At 48.6% G+C, this 22,140-nt stretch carries 14 protein-coding genes, 15 tRNA genes and 2 riboswitches; all 29 genes read left to right on the forward strand.

The features are described 5' to 3' along the window. The first annotated feature begins 112 nt into the window (after positions 1-112). The 29 genes from ACIFQN_RS24885 to ACIFQN_RS25025 all read left to right on the forward strand — a co-directional run bounded on the left by ACIFQN_RS24885 (position 113) and on the right by ACIFQN_RS25025 (position 22,137). Positions 113-188, forward strand: a tRNA-Asn gene (locus tag ACIFQN_RS24885). A gap of 5 nt (positions 189-193) precedes the next feature. Beyond that, a tRNA-Ser gene (locus ACIFQN_RS24890) sits at positions 194-284 on the forward strand. 26 nt (positions 285-310) lie between these two features. Further along, positions 311-387: transfer RNA gene (locus ACIFQN_RS24895), tRNA-Met, on the forward strand. A gap of 9 nt (positions 388-396) precedes the next feature. Further along, positions 397-481, forward strand: a tRNA-Leu gene (locus tag ACIFQN_RS24900). A 20-nt stretch (positions 482-501) separates the two neighbouring features. After that, positions 502-578: transfer RNA gene (locus ACIFQN_RS24905), tRNA-Glu, on the forward strand. A gap of 111 nt (positions 579-689) precedes the next feature. Next, positions 690-765: transfer RNA gene (locus ACIFQN_RS24910), tRNA-Val, on the forward strand. 28 nt (positions 766-793) lie between these two features. After that, positions 794-870, forward strand: a tRNA-Met gene (locus tag ACIFQN_RS24915). 76 nt (positions 871-946) lie between these two features. Continuing rightward, positions 947-1,023: transfer RNA gene (locus ACIFQN_RS24920), tRNA-Asp, on the forward strand. A gap of 37 nt (positions 1,024-1,060) precedes the next feature. Next, positions 1,061-1,136: transfer RNA gene (locus ACIFQN_RS24925), tRNA-Phe, on the forward strand. A gap of 16 nt (positions 1,137-1,152) precedes the next feature. Next, positions 1,153-1,228 (forward strand) — tRNA-Thr (locus ACIFQN_RS24930). 4 nt (positions 1,229-1,232) lie between these two features. After that, positions 1,233-1,307, forward strand: a tRNA-Gln gene (locus ACIFQN_RS24935). A 7-nt stretch (positions 1,308-1,314) separates the two neighbouring features. Further along, positions 1,315-1,390, forward strand: a tRNA-Lys gene (locus ACIFQN_RS24940). A gap of 63 nt (positions 1,391-1,453) precedes the next feature. Further along, positions 1,454-1,535: transfer RNA gene (locus ACIFQN_RS24945), tRNA-Leu, on the forward strand. Between the two features lie 51 nt (positions 1,536-1,586). Then, positions 1,587-1,662: transfer RNA gene (locus ACIFQN_RS24950), tRNA-Gly, on the forward strand. A 3-nt stretch (positions 1,663-1,665) separates the two neighbouring features. After that, positions 1,666-1,742, forward strand: a tRNA-Arg gene (locus ACIFQN_RS24955). Between the two features lie 202 nt (positions 1,743-1,944). After that, complete coding sequence (locus tag ACIFQN_RS24960) at positions 1,945-2,898, forward strand: AAA family ATPase (protein ID WP_429835732.1); 954 nt, start codon at positions 1,945-1,947, stop codon at positions 2,896-2,898. 13 nt (positions 2,899-2,911) lie between these two features. Further along, positions 2,912-4,117, forward strand: coding sequence for a DUF58 domain-containing protein (locus ACIFQN_RS24965; protein ID WP_429835733.1), 1,206 nt, complete (start codon positions 2,912-2,914; stop codon positions 4,115-4,117). Between the two features lie 4 nt (positions 4,118-4,121). Then, positions 4,122-6,353: a transglutaminase TgpA family protein gene (locus tag ACIFQN_RS24970; protein ID WP_429835734.1), complete on the forward strand. Its 2,232-nt coding sequence runs from the start codon at positions 4,122-4,124 to the stop codon at positions 6,351-6,353. 20 nt (positions 6,354-6,373) lie between these two features. Further along, positions 6,374-6,476, forward strand: a riboswitch (purine riboswitch). Between the two features lie 221 nt (positions 6,477-6,697). Continuing rightward, entirely contained in the window at positions 6,698-8,236 is a 1,539-nt protein-coding gene (gene guaA / locus ACIFQN_RS24975) for a glutamine-hydrolyzing GMP synthase (RefSeq protein ID WP_429835735.1), read from the forward strand. Positions 8,237-8,326: 90 nt separating this feature from the next. Continuing rightward, positions 8,327-8,428: riboswitch (purine riboswitch) on the forward strand. A 249-nt stretch (positions 8,429-8,677) separates the two neighbouring features. After that, complete coding sequence (locus tag ACIFQN_RS24980; RefSeq protein WP_429835736.1) at positions 8,678-10,054, forward strand: NCS2 family permease; 1,377 nt, start codon at positions 8,678-8,680, stop codon at positions 10,052-10,054. A gap of 330 nt (positions 10,055-10,384) precedes the next feature. Continuing rightward, positions 10,385-11,686: a histidine--tRNA ligase gene (locus tag ACIFQN_RS24985; RefSeq protein WP_429835737.1), complete on the forward strand. Its 1,302-nt coding sequence runs from the start codon at positions 10,385-10,387 to the stop codon at positions 11,684-11,686. A 56-nt stretch (positions 11,687-11,742) separates the two neighbouring features. Then, the gene (locus ACIFQN_RS24990) at positions 11,743-13,245 is read left to right on the forward strand and encodes a M1 family metallopeptidase (protein ID WP_429835738.1); all 1,503 of its coding nucleotides are present in this window, start codon (positions 11,743-11,745) and stop codon (positions 13,243-13,245) included. Between the two features lie 75 nt (positions 13,246-13,320). Further along, on the forward strand, positions 13,321-14,859 hold the full coding sequence (locus ACIFQN_RS24995; RefSeq protein WP_429835739.1) for a M1 family metallopeptidase: 1,539 nt from the start codon (positions 13,321-13,323) through the stop codon (positions 14,857-14,859). A gap of 260 nt (positions 14,860-15,119) precedes the next feature. Continuing rightward, positions 15,120-15,608, forward strand: coding sequence for a 5-(carboxyamino)imidazole ribonucleotide mutase (purE, locus tag ACIFQN_RS25000; protein WP_429835740.1), 489 nt, complete (start codon positions 15,120-15,122; stop codon positions 15,606-15,608). Further along, a complete protein-coding gene (gene purK, locus ACIFQN_RS25005) occupies positions 15,605-16,768 on the forward strand; it encodes a 5-(carboxyamino)imidazole ribonucleotide synthase (RefSeq protein WP_429835741.1) in 1,164 nt (387 codons plus the stop codon). Before purE ends, purK begins: the two co-directional genes overlap by 4 nt. Beyond that, positions 16,765-18,060, forward strand: coding sequence for an adenylosuccinate lyase (gene purB / locus ACIFQN_RS25010; protein WP_429835742.1), 1,296 nt, complete (start codon positions 16,765-16,767; stop codon positions 18,058-18,060). The genes purK and purB overlap by 4 nt, the downstream gene beginning before the upstream one ends. A 768-nt stretch (positions 18,061-18,828) precedes the next feature. Then, on the forward strand, positions 18,829-19,362 hold the full coding sequence (locus ACIFQN_RS25015) for a hypothetical protein (protein ID WP_429835743.1): 534 nt from the start codon (positions 18,829-18,831) through the stop codon (positions 19,360-19,362). Continuing rightward, on the forward strand, positions 19,352-21,169 hold the full coding sequence (locus tag ACIFQN_RS25020) for an ABC transporter ATP-binding protein (protein WP_429835744.1): 1,818 nt from the start codon (positions 19,352-19,354) through the stop codon (positions 21,167-21,169). The genes ACIFQN_RS25015 and ACIFQN_RS25020 overlap by 11 nt, the downstream gene beginning before the upstream one ends. Beyond that, complete coding sequence (locus tag ACIFQN_RS25025; RefSeq protein ID WP_429835745.1) at positions 21,157-22,137, forward strand: MauE/DoxX family redox-associated membrane protein; 981 nt, start codon at positions 21,157-21,159, stop codon at positions 22,135-22,137. The genes ACIFQN_RS25020 and ACIFQN_RS25025 overlap by 13 nt, the downstream gene beginning before the upstream one ends. Positions 22,138-22,140 lie beyond the last annotated feature (3 nt).

Below are 22,140 nucleotides of genomic sequence, written 5' to 3' on the forward strand. Positions count from 1 at the left end.
TCGGTGTGGAAGCGTGGTAACGCGTGGAGCTGACGAATACTAATCGGTCGAGGACTTATCCACACTCTTAGCAAACATGCGTATTCAGTTTTGAAGGAATGACCTTCAATGTTCCTCGGTAGCTCAGTTGGTAGAGCAATCGGCTGTTAACCGATCGGTCGGCGGTTCGAGTCCGTCCCGAGGAGCCACATATGGAGAGTTACCCAAGAGGCCGAAGGGGACGGTTTGCTAAACCGTTAGTATGCGCAAGCGTAGCGAGGGTTCGAATCCCTCACTCTCCGCCATATGTATTTTAACCTCATAGTTTTATGGCGGTGTAGCTCAGCTGGTTAGAGCGTTCGGTTCATACCCGAAAGGTCGGGGGTTCGATTCCCTCCGCCGCTACCATCCTAAGTTGCGGTCGTGGTGGAATTGGCAGACACACCATCTTGAGGGGGTGGCGGGGCGACCCGTGCGAGTTCGAGTCTCGCCGACCGCACCATATGTTTTCTTATATTGCATGGCCCGTTGGTGAAGCGGTTTAACACAGCAGCCTTTCACGCTGTCATACAGGGGTTCGAATCCCCTACGGGTCACCATAGCACCCCATAAAGTGAAACGGATGATTTTTATCATCCTTCAAGTTGACGGGGCCCCTGAAAAGTACTCGGTGTTGCTACAAAGCTTCACTTCACATTTCGGGGTGATTTGGAGGCTTAGCTCAGCTGGGAGAGCATCTGCCTTACAAGCAGAGGGTCGGCGGTTCGATCCCGTCAGCCTCCACCACTTATTTAAACAAATCACTTACTATTGTCGCGGGATGGAGCAGCTCGGTAGCTCGTCGGGCTCATAACCCGAAGGTCGCAGGTTCAAATCCTGCTCCCGCAACCAAATTTTTCACTTGAATGACGCCGAAAATTCTTTTTGCTCAAGTGAAATGGGAGTGCCCTTGGGTGCAACCAAATATGGAGCTGTGGTGAAGTTGGAGTTCACGCCGGTCTGTCACACCGGAGGTCGCGGGTTCGAGTCCCGTCAGCTCCGCCATTTTTGTCTGAAAGAATGGCAACCTAATCATATGTATGGCTCGGTAGCTCAGTCGGTAGAGCAGAGGACTGAAAATCCTCGTGTCGGCGGTTCGATTCCGTCCCGAGCCACCACTTTCAATACAACTTTGCCGGTATAGCTCAATTGGTAGAGCACCTGACTTGTAATCAGGGGGTTGTGGGTTCAAGTCCTATTGCCGGCACCACTGTTGGGGTATAGCCAAGCGGTAAGGCAACGGACTTTGACTCCGTCATTCCTAGGTTCAAATCCTAGTACCCCAGCCATTTTTACGAGCCATTAGCTCAGTTGGTAGAGCATCTGACTTTTAATCAGAGGGTCGAAGGTTCGAGTCCTTCATGGCTCACCAGTTTTTATAACTAAAGAAGTAAAAGTACGATAGAAATATCGGCCTTTTCTGTTTTAGGTCCATGCGGGTGTGGCGGAATGGCAGACGCACCAGATTTAGGTTCTGGCGGGCAACCGTGGGGGTTCAAGTCCCTTCACCCGCACCATACTTTAACAGAAAGGTTTGCAGCCAGAGCAAACCTTTTATCATTTCAAATGCGGATGTAGCTCAATTGGTAGAGCGTCGCCTTGCCAAGGCGAAGGTCGCGGGTTCGAGACCCGTCGTCCGCTCCATATGTGCCCTTAGCTCAGCTGGATAGAGCGTTTGACTACGAATCAAAAGGTCGGGAGTTCGAATCTCTCAGGGCACGCCATTATTTCATATGAAATCGAAGAGTAGGAATTGGTCCTACTCTTTTTTTTATAATACCTTTCATAATTTTACAAATTTTAAGTGTTTTTTCCTTGTATCTCTTTATCTCATCTATTACTTTAGAATGAGGATGCATCTTTTGCCTATGTAGTTGCTGTTATACATTTGACTGAAGAATACAATGGAACAGGAGTTGTATCTGCATGAATCCAATAAAAGTGGAACAAACGCATCCTGCAGTCACGAAATTAATAGAGAATATAGAAAAAGTCCTGATTGGAAAAAGACCAGTCATTGAAATGATGGTTGCAGCGGTATTGGCTAATGGACATGTCTTGCTGGAGGATGTACCCGGTGTAGGAAAAACGATGCTGGTCCGCGCACTAGCCAAATCAGTAGGAGGAGAATTCAAGCGAATTCAATTTACTCCCGATTTGCTACCGACTGATGTAACCGGGGTAGCGATCTTTAATCAGAAGAGTCTAGAATTTGAATTTCGCCAAGGGCCACTCTTTGCCAATGTAATTCTGGCAGACGAGATTAACCGGACTTCACCTAAAACGCAATCATCACTCTTGGAGGCGATGGAAGAGCGTTCGGTTACCGTCGATGGCGTTACCTATCGTTTGCCTGAGCCCTTTTTTGTCATGGCGACACAAAATCCATTGGAGTATGAAGGGACATTCCCACTGCCTGAAGCGCAGTTGGACCGTTTTCTCATGCAATTACGTCTGGGATACCCAAGTGTGGATGAGGAGATGCGCATGCTGTCCAGGTTCTCCGACGCCAATCCATTGGAACAACTGGAACCAGTGATGACGGCCAAAGAGCTGGCACAATTGCAGCAACAAGTATCGGCAGTCAAGATTTCTGAGGGGATCAAGGAGTACATCGTCCGTCTGTGCCATCGCACGCGCGATCATCATCATGTTTACTTGGGAGTCAGTCCACGAGGCTCGCTTGCACTCTACCGGGCCGCTCAGGCACTAGCGTTTGTACGTGGACGGGAGTACGTTATTCCGGATGATGTAAAAGAACTCGTACCACTTATTTTTGCTCACCGGATGATGGTGAAGCCGGAAGCTCGCCTGGAAGGATCGACTGTAGAACGGATACTGACGGCGATCTTGTCTGAAACGCGTGTACCGGTAAGTTGAGGCGGTGACGCGGATGAGACAGCAAAGATGGGGCAAAGCCAAAGTAATTGGATTGGTCGTCGTCACTTATATTTTTGCCAAATTCCAGGGCGGATTTTCCAGTTGGTTTTTGTTTTACAGTAGTTTAGTCTTTTTGGTGTATGAAATGTTGGCCTATTTTTTGATGTTTTCAACCCTAGAGGTTGTACGTGAAATAGATCGGAACCGCTTGCAGGATGGGGATAACGTGATTGTCACCATTCGTTTACGACGCCGGATCTGGTTTCCGCTCGGATGGAATGTGGTCGTGGAGCCTTTGCCTGAGAGGCTTGCAGGCGTATATGAGCCACATCGGCAGTTGATATTCCCATGGTTTAAAAGGGAAGTAGAGTTTCGTTACGTCATTCCCAATTTGCCGCGGGGGCATTACCGATTAACGAATTGCATTGTAAGCGGCGGCGACTTTTTTGGCTTTTTTGAACGGCGAAAGGTTTTTGCACTCTCCCAAGAGTTTCTCGTTTATCCTGCTTATAAGGAACTGACGCATTGGGCATTGGGAGATGGAAGCTTTAGCGGGAATGTGCATGTTGCGCATCGGCGATCGGATGATGTGGCTGCGGTTCGCGGAGTGAGAGAGTATCATCGCGGCGACCGTCTCAGCCAAATTCATTGGAGGGCTTCTGCGCGGGGAACGGGTTTGAAAACAAAGGAGTTCGAGCATCAGGCGATGAATCAGGCCGTGTTTTTCCTCGATGTGGAGAACGCAAGCTACCGTGGTCAGCCTGCACAAACATTTGAAGCGGCTGTAAAGCTGACTGCCAGCCTGATAGCTTTTGCCAATCGAAATCAGTATCACTACGGACTCGTATATAAGCAAATGGAACGCGTATCGCTTTCGCCAGCGATCTCTCATGCCCATTTTCTTCGCGTGTTTGACCAGTTGGCGCGGGTTATGCCAGAGGGCAGCGAGCCTTTTGCAAAGGTTATTGGACGAGAAGCATTAGAGCAGCCTCAGGGAGTGACGCTCATCATCGTGACTCCACGTGTAGAGAAAGAACTGATCAGTCGACTCATCGCACTTTCGCAAAAAGGCAGGCGGGTACAATTGTTTTACGTACACGCTGAACACTCGCTCTCTGAAGAACAGAAGCGAGTGCTGCAACTGTTGAGCGCAAACAAGGTGACATGTACGTCTATCCACCTTGATACCAACGAGTGGATGCGGATCGGAGGTGCGTAGACTCATGAGCATGTGGAAACAACCAAAGATCTTGGAATGGGTCTCGGCCCTTTTTCTGTTCCTTTTGTTGCGAGAATGGCTTCTCCCCATGCAACAGCTGACAGATACAGGGATTCTATGGCCATTCTTTGTCATCGCGGCTGGAGTTCTGTTTATCGACGTTTGGATCCCGTATAGAGGGCTTACCTTACCGATCAAGTTGATTGGCCTTCTGTGGCTGCTGCATACTACCTTGTTTGACACTCCTTTTTTTGGAACCGAATGGCTTGTAGAACTATACGGAAACGTACTACGTGACCTTCCGTTGGCATTAAAGCAGAACTGGGCCGATATGTCTCTTGTATCACGCAATGCCATGTTTGACCTGGTGTTGGTCATTCTGTTGTCCATGCTGACGTACCTGGTGTTAGAGCAGCGGCAAGGCTTATGGTTTGTATTCCTAACAGAGCTGTATTTATGTGTGTTAGATACATTCCTTCCTTATGATGCAAGTGCAGGGATTGTCCGTACGTTAATCTATGGCTTCTTGCTTTTGGCCGTCAGTCATTTGATGAAGATGACAAGCATAGCGACCTTGGCTGGTAAGCGAGGGCGTGTTCTTGGGAATTCCTTGTTGGCATCGCTAATGATTATTGTCGTCAGTGTAGGGATAGGCTACGCTGCGCCCAAAAAAGACGCGAGTTGGCCTGATCCAATCGCCTTTTTGACGGGCAGTGATAAAAACGCACCTGTTGGGGTCATGAAAAAAGTTGGTTACGACAACAATGATGAGCGGCTCGGAGGTCCTTTTTTGCAGGACGATACGCTGGTCTTTGTTGCAACGACCAATGAACGCAGCTACTGGCGCGGAGATTCCAAGGATCTGTATACCGGGATAGGTTGGGAAAAAGGGAAACGGGAGTACGAATCGATCCTGGACCCACAGAAATACGAGTGGAAAGATTCTCTGTTTCACGGATTTGAGACCAAGAAAGTAAATGCTTCGCTGGAATTCAAAGGGCCGCAGCAGTTCGCAACGGTATTTTACCCAGGCCAGTTGAATAAGGTGAGCAATTATGCACCGCCGAATGCTACCGTGGTCTATGATCTTATACACCAGCAGCTGGAAGTGCGTGCCGGGAAAACGAATTTGATTCAGCCAGGGTCGAATGAAAAGTCTGTGATAGGACCCAATCCTTCGTTGTTAAAGCTGAATGAGTACCATGTAGAGGCAGAAGTCCCGATTGTCAGCGAAAAAGCCGTCACCCAAGCGGGAACGGATTATCCTGAGGACATCAAGGAGCGTTATTTGCAGCTGCCGGCAACATTGCCACCGCGGGTCAAAGAGCTGGCTCAGACAGTGACAAAGGACGCGAAGACCCCGTATGAAAAAGTGAGAGCAATCGAGAATTACTTACGCTCGAGTGGAAAATATAAGTATGAAACGAAAGATGTTCCTGTACCGCAAAACGGTCAGGATTTTGTCGACCATTTCTTGTTTGATAGCATGCGAGGCTATTGCGACCATTTCTCTACGTCGATGGCAGTAATGCTTCGTACCCTGGATATTCCGACACGCTGGGTAAAAGGGTTTGCCCCTGGTGAGCGAGTGGGGACAGATGGTCAAAACAACGAGATCATGGAGATACGTAACAAGGATGCTCACTCTTGGGTAGAGGTTTACTTCCCAGAACACGGCTGGATTCCTTTTGAAGCAACGAGTACCTTTATGTCTCCTGTTCGTTTTCATTACGACCTGCAAACAGAGCAGCCGCAATTTCCGATTCCATTGCCTGAATTGGGGAATACGACGACTCCAGATCGTGGGGATGGTCGCCTCGACCAATTGGAAGAAGGGGATAGTGCTTCTGGCAAACGCTTTTCTATTCCATGGCAGGTAAATGTTGGAGTCATTGCTTTGCTCGCTGTGGCGGGTATGGCAGCGCTGCGTCGCAAAAAGGACATTCAAGTATGGTGGCTGCGTCGACAAATGAATAGCGATCGGAGTACGCACTACAAGGAAAGATACAATCTGCTGATGCGTATGGTAGAGAGCATTTATGTACGCCGTCAAGCCGGGGAAACCTTGCGCGAATATGTAAGCAGGCTCACCATTCCCGGTGACAAAAGGCAGGATCTGCGTTATTTGACGGAGATGTACGAACGAGCGGTTTACGGCTTTCAGGAGATGGAACAAAAGGCACGCACAGTGGCAGAGCAACTAATAGAAAGATTGCTCCGTCAACTGAAGCCTTGAACAATGACGTCTCATCTGCTAGAATGACGATCAATGAGACTCGTATAATGATCAGGAATATGGCCTGAAAGTTTCTACCGCTCAACCGTAAATTGAGCGACTACGAGGAGAGCACTTCGGATTTTTGTACATGCAACCGCACATGTGTACACAAGCTGGGACGCTGCCTCCGTATGATTTTTCGGAGGTAACAGTCCCGGTTTTTTTGCAAATATGCGACAACTTCACATGTACCTTCATCCGGGGGAAGCGGAAACGTCTGGTTAGGTAACAAGCAGGTCAGCCGGCAATAAGCGTGGGCTGTAACTTGTGCGTCCTGTGCAATGCAGGAGAAGGGGGATGTCATGGACAAGTCAATGGAAATGGTCGTCGTACTTGATTTCGGGGGCCAGTACAATCAGTTGATCGCGCGTCGCGTCCGCGATCTGGGTGTTTACAGCGAATTGGTACCATTCAATACGCCTGTGGAAAAGATCAAGGAAATGAATCCAAAGGGGATTATTTTCTCCGGTGGTCCAGCAAGTGTCTATGAAGAAGGAGCGCCGAAGGTAGACGCTGCTATTTTTGAATTGGGCTTGCCGATCCTGGGTATTTGCTACGGTATGCAACTGATGAGCCATATGCTCGAAGGAAAAGTAGAGCGCGCGGGTAAACGCGAGTATGGTAAAGCAGAGCTTCGTTTGCAGCAAGAGCATGGCCTGTATGAAAAATGGGATGCGAGTGAAATCGTTTGGATGAGCCACTCCGACAAAGTAGTAGAGCTCCCAACCGGATTCCGCGTCGATGCAGTAAGCGATAGCTGCCCAGTAGCTGCGATAAGCCATCCTGAGCGCAAGCTGTACGGTGTTCAATTCCATCCAGAAGTTCGCCATACAGTGAAAGGATCGGAGTTTATCGGCAATTTCCTGTTTAATATTTGTGGATGTGAACCAACGTGGAGCATGACTACATTCATTGAGGATGAAATTGCTCACATTCGTAAAACGGTCGGCAACAAGCAAGTGCTGTGTGCATTGAGCGGCGGTGTAGATTCCTCCGTAGTAGCAGCCCTGATCCACAAAGCTATCGGAGATCAATTGACTTGCATGTTCGTTGACCATGGACTCTTGCGCCAAGGGGAAGCAGAGAGTGTAATGGAGACATTCGCTGAAAAGTTTTCCATGAAAGTAATCAAAATTGATGCTCGCGAGCGTTTCATGAGTAAGCTGAAAGGCGTTTCCGATCCAGAGCAAAAACGTAAAATTATCGGTAACGAATTTATTTACGTTTTTGACGAAGAGGCTGGAAAGCTGACAGACATGGACTTCCTGGCACAAGGCACACTGTATACCGATATCGTGGAGAGCGGAACGGCTACGGCTCAAACGATTAAATCGCACCATAACGTAGGCGGTTTGCCAGAAGACATGAAATTCACTCTGATTGAACCGTTGAAAACACTGTTCAAGGACGAGGTGCGCAAGCTGGGTACTGAGCTGGGCTTGCCAGACGAGATCGTATGGCGTCAACCGTTCCCAGGACCAGGACTGGGTATTCGCGTTTTGGGTGAGGTTACAGAAGAAAAGCTGAAGATTGTTCGTGAATCCGATGCGATTCTGCGCGAAGAGATTGCGAAAGCAGGTCTTGATCGGGAAATCTGGCAATACTTCACGGCTCTGCCGAATATGACGACCGTAGGCGTAATGGGTGATGTGCGGACCTACTCCTACACAGTAGGTATTCGCGCTGTTACTTCCATTGATGGGATGACTGCGGATTGGGCTCGCATCCCTTGGGACGTATTGGAGAAAATCTCGACACGGATCGTAAATGAAGTAGACAACGTAAACCGGATCGTCTACGATGTCACTTCGAAACCACCAGCAACCATTGAGTGGGAGTAATTAAAACACGGATGTTTACTGATAAGTAAATATTAACGTTCGTATTTTCGTTGACATTCGCTTTTGCACCTGTTACACTTCTCAATGTGTAAGAGGTAACATAAGAAGGTTCGTATATTCTTGGGAATATGGCCTGAGAGTTTCTACGAGGTCGCCATTAACGACCTGGCTACGAACAAAATGTCAACGGGATGCGGTTTTGTTAACGTGTAGGAAAGTTTAAGTGCTTCATCGTATAAAAGCAATCTTGCTTAAACTTCCCGGAACGCATAAAAACCTTCTGCTAAAACGCGGTCGTTCCTCTGTGAGGAGGCTTCGATAGAGGTTTTTATATTATTTTTGGAATAGTTCCCGGTGTGTTTTGTTTAAAGGCCAGGCGCATAATAGTAGCGTCTCGGCCTTTTTTTGCTTACCACAACCATCACAATGGGGGGACTATAGGTGCGGAAGTATTTTGAGTTCGACAAACTAGGCACCAATTACCGCCGCGAAATCATCGCGGGTATTACCACATTTTTAGCAATGGCATACATCTTGGCTGTTAACCCATTCATCCTTAGCGGTGCTGATCTGCCACCTGAACTGAAAGCAAACTATCCTGAATTCGGAGCAGTATTTACTGCAACGGCTTTGGCTGCTGCTATCGGTACGCTGTTGATGGCATTCCTCGGACGTTTGCCGATTGGACAGGCACCGGGTATGGGACTTAATGCATTTTTTACTTATACGGTTGTGTTGACCATGCAAATTCCATGGCAACAGGCACTTGCTGGAGTTTTCCTGTCTTGTACGATCTTTCTGATCCTGTCACTAACAGGTGTACGTGAGACAATCATCAAAGCGATTCCTCAAGGTTTGAAATATGCAGTATCAGCAGGAATTGGTCTTTTTATCGCTTTTATCGGCTTGAAAAATGCAGGTATTGTTGTAGCCAATGACGCTACCTTTGTGGCATTGGGACATCTAACCTTTTTTCATGAGGGAATGAAGCCAGAGGAAATTCTGGCTGCGAAGAATGCGTTGCTCGCTGTATTTGGTCTTATTGTTACTGTTGTTTTGCTCTCTCGTAAAATCAATGCGGGTATCTTTATCGGTATGGTGGTAACGGCAGTGGTCGGGATGATTTTTGGATTGGTGAGTCTGCCAAGCAGTATCGTTGCTCCAATTCCAAGTCTTGCTCCTACGTTTGGTGCGGCTTTCCAATACCTCGCAGATCCTTCCGCATTATTCACAGTGAACATGCTGATTGTTGTCCTGACGTTCCTGTTTGTTGACTTCTTTGATGCGACAGGTACGCTATTGGGAGTTGCCAGTCAAGCTGGTCTATTGAAAGAGGATGGCAATCTGCCACGTCCAGGAAAAGCGCTCGCGTCTGATGCGATTGCGGGTATGGCAGGTGCGGTTCTAGGTACGTCTACGACTACGGCTTATGTCGAGTCGACGGCGGGTGTAGCTGCGGGCGGTCGCTCTGGATTTACGGCTGTGGTAGTGGGCATTTTATTCCTTCTATCGCTGTTCTTCTTCCCGGTTCTCGCGATTGTTACGCCAGCAGTTACTGCTCCAGCACTGATCATCGTTGGTGTACTGATGGCTTCGCATATCGCGAAGGTAGCTTGGAATGACCTGGACGAGGCGTTCCCGGCATTCCTGACGATCCTGCTGATGCCGTTAACCTACAGCATCGCGACAGGAATTGCTACTGGCTTCATTGTCTACCCAGTCATGAAGGTGCTGAAAGGCAAGGCGCGTGAAGTACATCCGGCTATGTACGTCCTGTTCTTCGTCTTCCTGGCGTACTTTATCTGGCTGCGCGAATAGGAAATAGGAATCATAGATGAACGGCTTCCTGTCTTTGGACGGGAGCTGTTTTTTTGTGCGTAAGTCAATCATGTACTTGCTTCTCGCCCCGCATCTGCGGTATGATGGGAAAAATCTTTTTTAAGAGGGATAATCTTATGAGCGTTTATTACGGATTCCTTCAACAGCATCACCACGGCTAGAGCGTTTGTATCTTCGGAAATTTTTCCGCAGGTGCAAGCGCTTATTGTGCTTTGTGCCTGCGGTGGTGTTTATCAAGCCATGCGGGCATGAGCAGCCTTCGCATGGCTTTTTTGTTTGGAAAAATGAGAGCAGAAGGAGTGTTCAACCATGGAAAACGGAATACTGAGAAACGTAAAAGGAACCAAAGATTTCATGCCGCAGGAGCAGATGCAAAGAAATCGCATCCGCCGCACGCTCGAAAGTGTTTTTGAAGCGTATGGATGCAAGCCGCTCGACACGCCGATGATCCAGTATTACGAGCTCCTCGCTTCAAAATATGGCGGCGGAGAGGAAATTTTGAAAGAAGTATATCGCTTGAGCGACCAGGGAGAGCGGGAGCTGGGGCTGCGCTACGATTTGACAGTGCCGCTGGCGAAAGTAATCGGAATGAATCCAGAGATGCGAATGCCTTTTAAACGTTATGAAATCGGCAAGGTTTTTCGGGATGGTCCTGTCAAAACGGGGAGATTTCGCGAATTCATTCAATGCGATGTGGATATCGTAGGGACTTCGTCGATGCTGGCGGAAGCAGAATTGATCAGCATGGCCTTTGCCGCATTTGAAAAGCTGGGACTTGAGGTCTACATCGAGGTCAACAACCGCAAATTGCTCTCGGGCGTGCTGCAGGAACTGGGTGTTCCCAGTGAACGGGCAGGAGATGTCATTCTCTCTCTCGATAAGCTGGAAAAAATCGGTGTCGGTGGTGTTCAGGATGATTTGCGTGAGAGAAATGTGGAGGAGACCATAGTTGCAGCAATTACTTCCTTTGTGCAAAGCGGTGGACTCACACTGGAGCTGCTGGCGAAACGCTTCTCCTCATCGCCGTTGGTGCAGGAAGGTGCTGCCGAGCTCAGGCAGCTGTTCGCATATATAAAGGGAGCTGGGGTGAGCGGTGACGTTCGTTTTACTCCATTTTTAGCAAGGGGCTTGGGGATTTACACGGGAACCGTATACGAGATTTTCCTACAGGACAACAGTATAACTTCAAGCATCGGTGGTGGTGGACGATACGATGAGATTATTGGCCGCTTCCTTGGAGATGGAAGGGTGTATCCAGCCGTAGGCATTTCATTTGGCCTAGATGTCATCCTGGCAGCGTTGACGATGACCCCGAGCGTGCAGGAAGAGCGAGCGGCGGACGTATTGGTTGTGCCACTGGGGACGGAAGCAGTGAGTCTCGCATTAGCGAATCAATTGCGTGCCAGCGGAATGAAGGTCGAGCTAGACCTCTCGGGAAAGCGTCTGAAAAAAGCCCTTGATTATGCAAATAAAGAACAGATTCCTTTTGTCCTGATCTATGGGGAAAATGAGGTCAACAGCGGAAATGTAGTGATTCGGGATATGCGACAGGGAATCGAGCAGACGATGCCGCTAGACACGGTGCTGCAGTGGCTGGAGTCGGTATTATAAGAAGGTGTTCTTTTTTTCCAGGTTCCGGTAGGATAGGAGGAAAGGGAGGCGATGGCATGAGGAAATGGCTCTTCTTGCTCGGATGTACCGCGTTGATTTGGGGAATGGTTGCTCCTGCAAAGGCCAGAGACAAAACAGATTCCAACAAGACCGTTTACCTGGCAGACGTGCAGATTGATCCGGTAAAAAGGCATGTATCGGGCAGAATAACCATCACGTTTTGGCCCAAAGATCCAAAGCGCGCGTACATCCACCTCTATCCATATGCCTTTACAAGCGAACATAAGGGAACACAGTGGGAGCAACTTTTAGGCAAGCAACCGACGCTTGCTACGTATGATAGTACAAAGCTCTCAGTAGATGGAAAACCGGTAAACGCAAAGCGTACGGGAACGATTCTGGAGGTACCGCTGAATCTTGCAGGAGAGGAAGTTAGTGAATCGGTGCCAATCAATGTAGCCATGGACTTTGAACTGACACTCCCCTATAACGATGGCAGGATGTCCTATGACGATCACGCTATCTGGCTGGGAAACTGGCTGCCGATACTTGCTGTTCATGATGAAAAGGGCTGGCATCTGGACCCGTATGAGCCGATCGGAGATCCTTTTTACAGTGAAACGGCAGATTACGAGGTGGACGTGACGCTGCCGGCTTCCTATCAGTTGGCTAGCTCGGCAACCGATTCGACTGCTGCAGCAGACACCTTGGGATCCGGACAAAAGACGCATCATTTGCAAGCAAACGATGTCCGTGATTTTGCCCTTGTCATCATAGATTCGACTTATAGACGAATGGAAACCCAAGTAGGAGATACTGCAGTCAGAACGTGGTGGCGCAATACGGACAATGTGGATGACGTCAGGCATGTTCATGAAGCGGCAGCTGCCTCCCTGGAGTATTTCAACAGTCAGTTCGGGACTTATCCTTATCAGGAGTATGATGTGGTTCGTATCGGTGGAAGTATCAATGGCATGGAGTACCCGGCCATGGTATTTCTGGATGGCAGCCATTTCGTGCTAGGCGGTGAAAATGCGGCAGCTACTGTCGTGCATGAGACCGCGCACCAGTGGTTCTATGGATTGATTGGGAATGACCAAGTGCAAGAAGCTTGGTTGGACGAAGGGTTGACTGAATACGCCACACTAGCTTTTCTATCTGACCTATACCCGCTGATCGGGGCAGAGCGAGTACGGAAACGGTTGACGTATGGAACGATCGTCCCCGGATATGTAGGCAGCCATCTGCGTCCTTGGCAAGCGCTTGGTGCTTTTCCCGAAAGTCAGAGCTACAGTGATCTGGTTTACTCCCGTACATCCTCCATGCTCTGGCTGCTGCGGGAGGCATGGGGAGAGAAACGGCTGCATGAAGTGCTCCGTCGCTATGTGGAAAAATACAGCTTGGGAATTGCGGATGCAGAGGCGTGGGAGGCGATCTTGTCTGAAGAGGCAGGAGAAGATGCGGGCGCATTCATGGGTTATTGGATGAAGCTCGATATGAGCCAGCAGGAAAAGGCAGCAGCATGGCTGGAGAAGCAGCGGAAAACGCCAGAGAAGTAATCAAAGAGGATGTTCAAAAATTCCGGGAAGCTTTGCTGTCGAATTCGAACAGGCTCTTAAAGGCAGGGGATCGCCATGGGGCGAAAGAGTTGGGTGCTCAGTATAGTGGTGGGGGTGGCACTTGCCTGGTTTCTCTGGGAGAAGCCATGGACGGGACTGGTTGGGGCTGATGGTGTGGGTGCCAAGCCCGTGGAGCAACCACCCGCTGCTGTTACGTATCGTGCAGATGTGCGGATGGACATGAATGAACGGGTTGTAACCGGATCACTGGCTATACGTTTTGTCCCACAGGATGACAAGGCATATTTTCATTTATATCCAAATGCATTTCAACCAACAGCCGATTTGAGTGGGGGAAACTGGGAGCAAATTCTCGGCAGACAACGAGAGCCCGGTGGAATCACTATTACGGATGTACGAGTAGACGGACAGGCAGCCCAGGTCAACTACCAGGGAAAAACAAATACGCTGCTGCAAGTCCCCCTCATCGGCAAGAGCCCTTCCCACCAGACAGAAGTAGAGATGAATTTTCGATTACAGGTGCCTTATAACAATGGGCGTCTGTCGTTCAACGATCATGCCATGTGGCTGGGGAACTGGCTGCCGATCCTCGCGATCAAAGACGAGGCCGGGTGGCGACTTGATCCGTATACCTCCATCGGTGATCCCTTTTACAGTAATATGGCCAATTATCATCTGACCGTGCAACTGCCGGCTGGCTATCAACTTGCGACAAGCGGAATAGAAAGTGTAGCTGTCGTGACAAAGACCCGGCCAGAGAAGCAAAGCATGTACGAGCTGGATGCCTGGAACGTTCGTGATTTTGCCATGGTGATTATGGATGATACGTATCGCCAAACGACTGGAAAAGTAGGCGATATTACTGTAAATACATGGTGGCAGCAAGGTGATGATTCAGCGATCGTTAACCATCTGCACCAGGTCGCCATGCAATCGCTCGCATACTACAGTCAGGAATTCGGCATGTATCCCTATAAAGAGTACGATGTCGTGAAGACAGGCGGTTTTTTTGGCGGGATGGAATATCCTTGTATCGTTTTTATCCAAGACGATCTCTTTAATCGCAGTGATCCGATGGGCGATGCTGTCGTGGCGCATGAAACGGCGCATCAGTGGTTCTACGGGCTGGTCGGAAATGATGAAGTAAGAGAGGCATGGCTGGATGAGAGTCTGACTGACTATGCGACGATGGCTTTTTTGCAGCAAAGGGATGCCACTCGGGCACAAGGCTACATCCATCTGCGGCTCAGTCAGTCACGCGCTGCCGAGGCTTATGCGAAACGGGGGATGACAGCCTGGAATCGTCTAGAGCAATTCCCTGACTGGAAAAGCTATAATGAACTCGTCTATGGACGCGGGGGAGCCATGTGGTGGTCATTGAAAGAAGCGTGGGGAATCGAAGAGCTGCATCTGGTTTTGCGAAAATTTGTGGCAGAGCACCAGTACCGCCAGGCAAGCGGCAAGCAATTAGTGGAGATTTTCACTCAGGCAGCCCGAACTGATGCTACGCCTTTTTTTGATTACTGGCTGGGCTTGAAGCTGGACAGCGCAGCTCCGGCAGAAGAGTGGCTAAAGAAGGTTAAACACGAATGATAAAATGATACTCTTTTTGTAATGTTCGGAAGCGAGGTTGACAGGCAAACTTTCTCCCTGCTAAACTGAGAGTGTTGAATGAAACGAGTACGAATAGCCCAGGCGATGAGTACGGCAGGAAAAGCCGTTAGTCGGTTGGGTTTTCTTTTGAGGATACAAAACGGTCATGACCGTTTTGCTTGACCGCAAGCGGTCACATCCACTTTCATGAAAAACGTCGAGACGTTTTTCACAGAAAAAACGTAGGAGGCGAAGGGTGCATGGTCAAACCGTTGGTAGGAGTCATTATGGGCAGTACGTCGGACTGGGAAACCATGAAAGAAGCTTGCGCGATTCTGGACGAGCTGCAAGTGCCGTACGAGAAGAAAGTAGTGTCAGCGCACAGGACTCCGGATTTGATGTTTACGTATGCCGAGAGTGCTAAAAACCGCGGTCTGGAAGTAATCATCGCAGGCGCTGGGGGAGCAGCTCACCTGCCGGGGATGGTAGCGGCAAAAACAGAGCTGCCAGTCATCGGTGTGCCCGTCAAATCTTCCAACTTAAATGGCCTGGATTCGCTCTTGTCTATCGTGCAGATGCCAGGTGGAGTGCCCGTGGCGACTGTCGCGATCGGAAAAGCGGGAGCCATCAATGCTGGCCTTTTGGCAGCACAGATTTTGGGAATCAAATATTCGGACATCCAGGAGCGCTTTGTCGCTAGACGGGATGAAGTTCGAAATAAAGTGCTGGAGGCAAGTGAGCTGGAATGACAAATATGGATAGCAAAGTGATAAAACCAGGAGCAACGATGGGCATTCTTGGCGGAGGACAGCTTGGGCGGATGATTGCGCTTGCTGGACGAGCTATGGGCTATCGCTTCGTTACGATGGACCCGACTGAGGATGCACCATGCGCGCAGACAGCCGACAGGCAAATTGTCGCCAATTACGATGATGTAGAAGCAGCTATGCAGCTAGCATCTGTCAGTGATGTGATTTCCTACGAATTCGAAAATGTAGATGCCCAGGTAGCCGAAGTACTGGAAAGTCAGGCGTACGTGCCGCAGGGAAGTCGTCTCTTGCGCATTACGCAAAACCGCATTCGGGAAAAGACTGCCATCCGCGAGATGGGAATTCCCGTTGCTCCTTTTTGCGTAGTGAACAGCTTTGAAGACTTGCAGGCAGCCGTACAGGAGTTGGGACTGCCAGCCGTCATGAAGACAGCTACGGGTGGCTATGATGGGAAAGGGCAATGGGTGTTAAAAAGGGAAGCCGAGCTGAAAGAAGCTTACGAAACGCTGGCAAAAGCGGGGACTGAGCTGATCGTAGAACAATTTGTGCCTTTTCAAATGGAGCTGTCCGTCATTGCGGCACGAAATCCTGCAGGGGAGCTGGCTGTTTTCCCAACAGCTGAGAACATCCATCAGGATAATATTTTGCACCTGAGCATTGTACCAGCGCGTGTCTCTGACGAGGTTAAGGCCCAAGCAGAAGAAATGGCCCGTACGATTGTCGAAAAGCTCGATGTGGTGGGACTGATTGCTGTTGAGCTGTTTTTGACCGCCGATAATCAGTTGTACGTCAATGAGCTGGCTCCGCGTCCTCATAATTCGGGACATTACACCATGGACGCATGTGTGACCTCACAGTTTGAGCAGCATGTCCGGGCTGTTTGCAACCTCCCTTTGGGATCTACAGAGTTGCTCTCTCCCGTCGTCATGGTTAATATTTTGGGAGAGCACCTACAGCCTGTCCTAGACCGAATCGACAAGCTGCCGCGCTCGGCCAAGCTCCATTTGTATGGAAAGGCAGAAAGCAAGGCAAAACGGAAAATGGGCCATATCAATGTGCTGGCCCCTACTGTAGAGGAAGCGCTCACCCGTATCGAAGAGCTAGAAATTTGGACGAATAAAACGGAGGTATCATCATGATTGAACGTTATTCCCGACCAGAAATGCGTGCGATTTGGACCGAAGAAAACAAATTCAAGGCGTGGCTGGAAGTAGAGATTCTCGCATGTGAGGCATGGTCCAAGCTGGGGGTCATCCCGGAAGAAGACGTGAAAAAGCTGTGGGAAGGCGCCAGCTTTGACATTAACCGTATTTATGAAATCGAGGAAGAAACTCGTCATGACGTAGTGGCGTTTACTCGTGCGGTTTCGGAAACATTGGGCGAAGAAAAGAAATGGGTACACTACGGACTGACTTCTACCGATGTAGTGGATACCGCCCTTTCCTACCTGCTTCGTCAGGCGAACGAAATCCTGGAAAAAGACATCGAAGACTTTATCGTCATTTTGGCTGACAAAGCCCGCGAGCATAAGGATACCGTTTGCATGGGCAGAACCCACGGTGTGCATGCCGAGCCTACTACCTTTGGCTTGAAGCTGGCGCTGTGGCACGAAGAAATGAAACGCAACCTGGCTCGTTTCCAGGCGGCTAAAAAAGAAGTGGCTTACGGAAAAATTTCTGGAGCAGTAGGTACGTATGCCAACATCGACCCGTTCGTGGAAGCGTATGTTTGCGAAAAGCTGGGACTGTCTGCAGCGCCGATCTCTACCCAAACCTTGCAGCGTGACCGCCATGCCGAATACATGGCAACTTTGGCACTGATCGCGACCTCTTTGGAGAAATTCGCAACAGAAATCCGCGGCCTGCAAAAGAGCGAAATGCGCGAGGTGGAAGAAGCGTTTGCCAAGGGACAAAAAGGTTCCTCTGCAATGCCTCACAAGCGCAACCCGATCGGAAGCGAAAACATCTGCGGTTTGGCTCGCGTCATCCGTGGGCATATGCTGACGTCGTATGAAAATGTCTCCCTTTGGCATGAGCGGGATATCTCCCATTCTTCTGCTGAGCGCGTGATTTTGCCAGACGCGACACAAGCGCTGAACTACATGCTGCGCCGCTTCATGAACATCGTGAAGAACCTGACTGTTTTCCCAGAAAACATGAAGCGCAATATGGACCGTACTTTTGGTCTGATCTACTCCCAGCAAGTCATGCTGAAGCTGATCGAAAAAGGCATGAGCCGCGAGCAAGCATACGATACCGTACAGCCGCGTGCGATGCAGGCTTGGGAAGAACAGCGCTCTTTCCGTGCGATTGTGGACGAGGATGCGACAGTGAGCTCCACATTGACCAAAGAAGAGCTGGATGAGTGCTTTGATTATCGCTACCACTTGAAGCATGTGGATACAATTTTCAAGCGTCTTGGTTTGCTGTAACTGAATTTGAATAAGTGAGGAACGCTCCCGTTGTATTCGGGGGCGTTTTTTTGCATATAGAAATATGTCAATATTTCACCGGGCAAAAACATCTTGGTTACACATTCCCCACACAGGAAGCTTTCCGCTAAAACGTGTCGCCCATCAATGAGAATAAAAAAATTAATCGACCTGTTACCAAAAACAGGTAGGGACGTCTAGTTTTGTAATTACCAATTCAACGCTGCATAAAAGTCGAAATCATTGCCACGGTTTAATCTCCAGTGGGGGAACGTTACTTTTCCAACTGGCTGGCGCTGCCACAAAGGAGGAGACGCTCCCTACTCAATTCGGGGCGATCTACCAATTCTCCGATAGCTGTATGGAAGAGAAGTGTCGACGACGAAATCTCATGTATTTACAATTATGTAATATTAAACCATTATATTAACAAAGGGAGATGAGAATATATGTTCCAAAAAATTTCCAACTTGTTCGGAGTAACTCCGATGTATGTACCTTGCGATGATTCTGGGTTTATTTCTAGCTCTAAGTACATTTGCGAATATAATACATCGTTCAATTGCCCGGGAAAAACATATGTCAAGTACACTTACGACACAAGAAACGGCGAAAGATGTTCCGAGTCTTATGTCAGATGCTGCTAGGATTGGACAGGCAGCAGCCAATTGAAAAAGTGTAATGGTTGCAGAAAAGGAGCGCCTGACTCGACGGCCTCCTTTTCATGATTTGCCACAGAAATCGTCGATGTAATTTGTGGGGGAAGATATGACCATTGCGTACATAAGTGTAGCTATAGGATGGGCTTTTTTAGCGATTCGGCTCGCGTTCTGCATGAAAAAGCTGAAACGTGAAGTATCTATTCTTCCAGAGCCTCGCCAGATGCACATAAAAAATAAATGGATGGGTAATAGCATTCATGAAATAGTAGATTTGCCCGAAACAGTAAAAGCAAGGCATGCGGTTTTGTTGATTTCATCACCTACATGTCCACCCTGTCATGAGGCATTGGCTGACTTTCTAAACCAGAATAAAAGGCTGCAAATACCGTTTACCTGTCTAGCCGAGGCAGATCATGTTGAATACTATGAAATGTTCTGTCATGACTATGGAGAGCAGGCAGAGATCGTCCCGATTAAGAAAGAGCTATTGAAAAGGCTGGGGATCAAGAGGTTCCCCACGTTTCTAGTAATCGACAATAACGGCATTATTTTACGCGACTTTTTATTGGTTCATTATTTGATCAAATTTGTTGAACAAATGTCTATACGCGTGCAGACCGGTGAACAGGATGGACGGTAAATATTTATGGAAAGCATTCGGATATGTGTGGAAGCAGGGGAAATGGTGGCTGGTTCTATCCGTTATACTTAGCACGACAGTCGGTTGTTCCCCGTTTCTCACCTTATGGGTAGCCAAAGAAATCATTAACGAGGTAACACGTTTCATTCAGGGAGATACGAAGGAGTACCTCGTCTTGTTCTGGTTATTGATTGGACAATTCATGCTGACCCTCTCTATGTCGGCAATCACCAATATACGGGAGTATTTTGACAAGCGGATGGAATGTACATTGGACTATGAGGTACAGCAATTGATTCTGGAAAAAACCTCGGCAGTCTCGATCATCCGTTTTGATTTGCCCGATTTTCACAATCACTTGCAACGAATATCCGGTGGAGGAGCAAGGCTTCTATCTCCGATACGAAGTGTCATCGATATGGTGCAGTCTGGATTTAACTTGTTTTCCTATGCAGCTTTTTTACTAGTGATCGATTGGCGTCTGGTGATTGTTAGCCTTTTGGCGGCAATTCCGTTTTATTACATTCAAGCGAAGCTCGGTCAGAGTAGATATGCCTTGCATGTTGCGCAAAGCTCGGTGGCTCGAGAGGCTGAGTATTACAAGTATCTGCTACAGGATCGCAGGTCGGTAAAAGAAATCAGGCTATTTGGGCTCGCGTCGCTTTTCCGCGCGAGATGGGCGGAAAGGTTCTGGAAAAATGCCAAAGAGCAGCTGAATTTGGAAAGGAAACAACAGAAAGCCGAAGTCGGTATGGAAGGGTTTTCAGCACTGTTTTATATGGGAATGGCTGTCATTCTTATATGGTTGGCCCGTACAGCTAAAATGGGTATTGGGGAGTTCATTGCCATCATTCAGGCTATTCAGGGCACTCAGGGAACCTTCACCCGGATGTCCATGCTGTTGGCCAAATTGTACGAGGAGAAGCTTTTTCTCAAAGACTTTTACCAATTCTTTGAACACGAGGAATTACAGCTGCCAAGCAAAGAAAGAAAGCAGCAATTCCCTTCACCGATTCAAAAAGGAATAACCTTTGAGAATGTCTCCTTTCGCTATATAGGAGGGGAACACGATGTTCTGGAAAATATCTCATTTCATGTTAATTATAAGGAAAAAATTGCTATCGTCGGTCAAAATGGCTCCGGGAAGACCACGTTGATGAAATGCCTAATGGGTCTTTATCCACTCTCACACGGTCAAATCATGATTGACGGCAGAAGCATCCGGGATATTGACGAAACACAGCTGCGCAATAACCTCACTGTCATATTTCAAGATTTCATCCGCTATGACTTATCGGTCAAAGAAAACATTGCAATCGGGAATATTGCCGAGATGGATTATATGGACAAGGTGAAGCAGGCTGCAAGATTGAGCGGGGCGGATTCCTTTGTTCAGCAGCTTCCCCAAGGCTATGAGACTTATTTGGGGAGAATGTTTGTGGACGGAGAGGATCTCTCTGGCGGACAATGGCAAAAAATTGCACTAGCACGGGCCTTGTTCCGCGAAAGCCAAGTTATCATCCTGGACGAGCCGACAGCCGCGCTGGACCCGATTGCTGAAATGGATATTTTCAACAAGTTCAAGCTGCTTAGCGAGAACAAAATCGCGATATTTATTTCCCATCGATTGGCTGCAGCGAGAATGGCGGATCGAATCATCGTCATGAAAGAAGGGAAAATAGTTGAAATAGGAACGCACGAACAATTGATGGCTCTTGGACAGGAATATTTTCAAATGTATCAGATGCAGGCCCAATGGTTTTCTTCAGAAAAGGGAGAGAGGGAGGTGGTGGGATGGAGGAATTGACGCTAATTGTCCGTATCTTTCTTGGAACCCTTTTGCTGAGCACCAGCGTCAGCAAATTTAGAAATCTGGAAGAACACATGTTGATCATAAAGGAGTACAGGCTGCTCCCATCCTTTCTTCTTTACCCATTTGCTCGTATAGAGTCCGCTTTTGAGCTCCTGACAGGCGCGCTGCTGTTTTCAGGAGTGTTCCAACAGACGGGAGCCATGCTTGCAGGCTTACTGCTCACGATTTATTCAGTAGCCATTGCAGTCAACTTGCTTCGCGGGCGAAGGGATATCTCTTGTGGCTGCGGCGGAGCGGCAGGTGACCATCCGATTTCCTGGTGGCTGGTGGGGCGCAATCTTTTGCTGCTGATTATGAGCGGCTGGGTATTCACCAACCCATCCCAATGGGGAAGTGTCGAAAATATATGGCTGGGCGAGACTTCCCAGCTATTTCATCCCCTCGTACTCCAGGACATGATGACAGCCTGGCTCGCATTGCTGTTTTTTACGATGGCAACTGGACTTTGGGAGATGTACAGTCGATTCCGAATCGGTGACAAGCAAATAAAAACAGCAACACTCGCAATTGGAGAAAAGGCTCCCGTTTTTCGGGAAAAAGATCAGAATGGAATGGTGGTACAAGTAACAGAGCTTGGTGAAAAGCATACATTCATGCTTTTCACCAACGATACTTGTGGGACGTGCAAGGCGGTTATTCCAGAATTGCCGCATGTATCCAATCGTTACCCTGATGTAGCAGTCATTGTTGTCTCCAACCCCATCTATTATGAAAAGGGTTTGGAAGTGCCGCTTGGTATTTCTCTTGTACGTTCAGATGATCTCATGAGCAGGTTCTATATTCAGGTTGTTCCTACCGCTGTGCTGATTGACAACACTGGAACGATTGTCGCGATTAAACAGGTGTCGGCTTTTCAGGATATCGTGTCGATGTTTGAGAGCCCAGTGGATAAGGTGGGGTAAGGG

The organism is Brevibacillus sp. NRS-1366, assembly GCF_050467985.1.

What these genes read in the sequence shown, in the direction of transcription:
- ACIFQN_RS25015 (WP_429835743.1), top strand. Translation starts at nt 18,829, where the DNA reads ATGACCATTGCGTACATAAGTGTAGCTATAGGATGGGCTTTTTTAGCG.
- purK (WP_429835741.1), top strand. Translation starts at nt 15,605, where the DNA reads ATGACAAATATGGATAGCAAAGTGATAAAACCAGGAGCAACGATGGGC.
- ACIFQN_RS25020 (WP_429835744.1), top strand. Translation starts at nt 19,352, where the DNA reads ATGGACGGTAAATATTTATGGAAAGCATTCGGATATGTGTGGAAGCAG.
- ACIFQN_RS25025 (WP_429835745.1), top strand. Translation starts at nt 21,157, where the DNA reads ATGGAGGAATTGACGCTAATTGTCCGTATCTTTCTTGGAACCCTTTTG.
- ACIFQN_RS24960 (WP_429835732.1), top strand. Translation starts at nt 1,945, where the DNA reads ATGAATCCAATAAAAGTGGAACAAACGCATCCTGCAGTCACGAAATTA.
- ACIFQN_RS24985 (WP_429835737.1), top strand. Translation starts at nt 10,385, where the DNA reads ATGGAAAACGGAATACTGAGAAACGTAAAAGGAACCAAAGATTTCATG.
- purB (WP_429835742.1), top strand. Translation starts at nt 16,765, where the DNA reads ATGATTGAACGTTATTCCCGACCAGAAATGCGTGCGATTTGGACCGAA.
- ACIFQN_RS24990 (WP_429835738.1), top strand. Translation starts at nt 11,743, where the DNA reads ATGAGGAAATGGCTCTTCTTGCTCGGATGTACCGCGTTGATTTGGGGA.
- ACIFQN_RS24965 (WP_429835733.1), top strand. Translation starts at nt 2,912, where the DNA reads ATGAGACAGCAAAGATGGGGCAAAGCCAAAGTAATTGGATTGGTCGTC.
- ACIFQN_RS24970 (WP_429835734.1), top strand. Translation starts at nt 4,122, where the DNA reads ATGAGCATGTGGAAACAACCAAAGATCTTGGAATGGGTCTCGGCCCTT.
- purE (WP_429835740.1), top strand. Translation starts at nt 15,120, where the DNA reads ATGGTCAAACCGTTGGTAGGAGTCATTATGGGCAGTACGTCGGACTGG.
- guaA (WP_429835735.1), top strand. Translation starts at nt 6,698, where the DNA reads ATGGACAAGTCAATGGAAATGGTCGTCGTACTTGATTTCGGGGGCCAG.
- ACIFQN_RS24995 (WP_429835739.1), top strand. Translation starts at nt 13,321, where the DNA reads ATGGGGCGAAAGAGTTGGGTGCTCAGTATAGTGGTGGGGGTGGCACTT.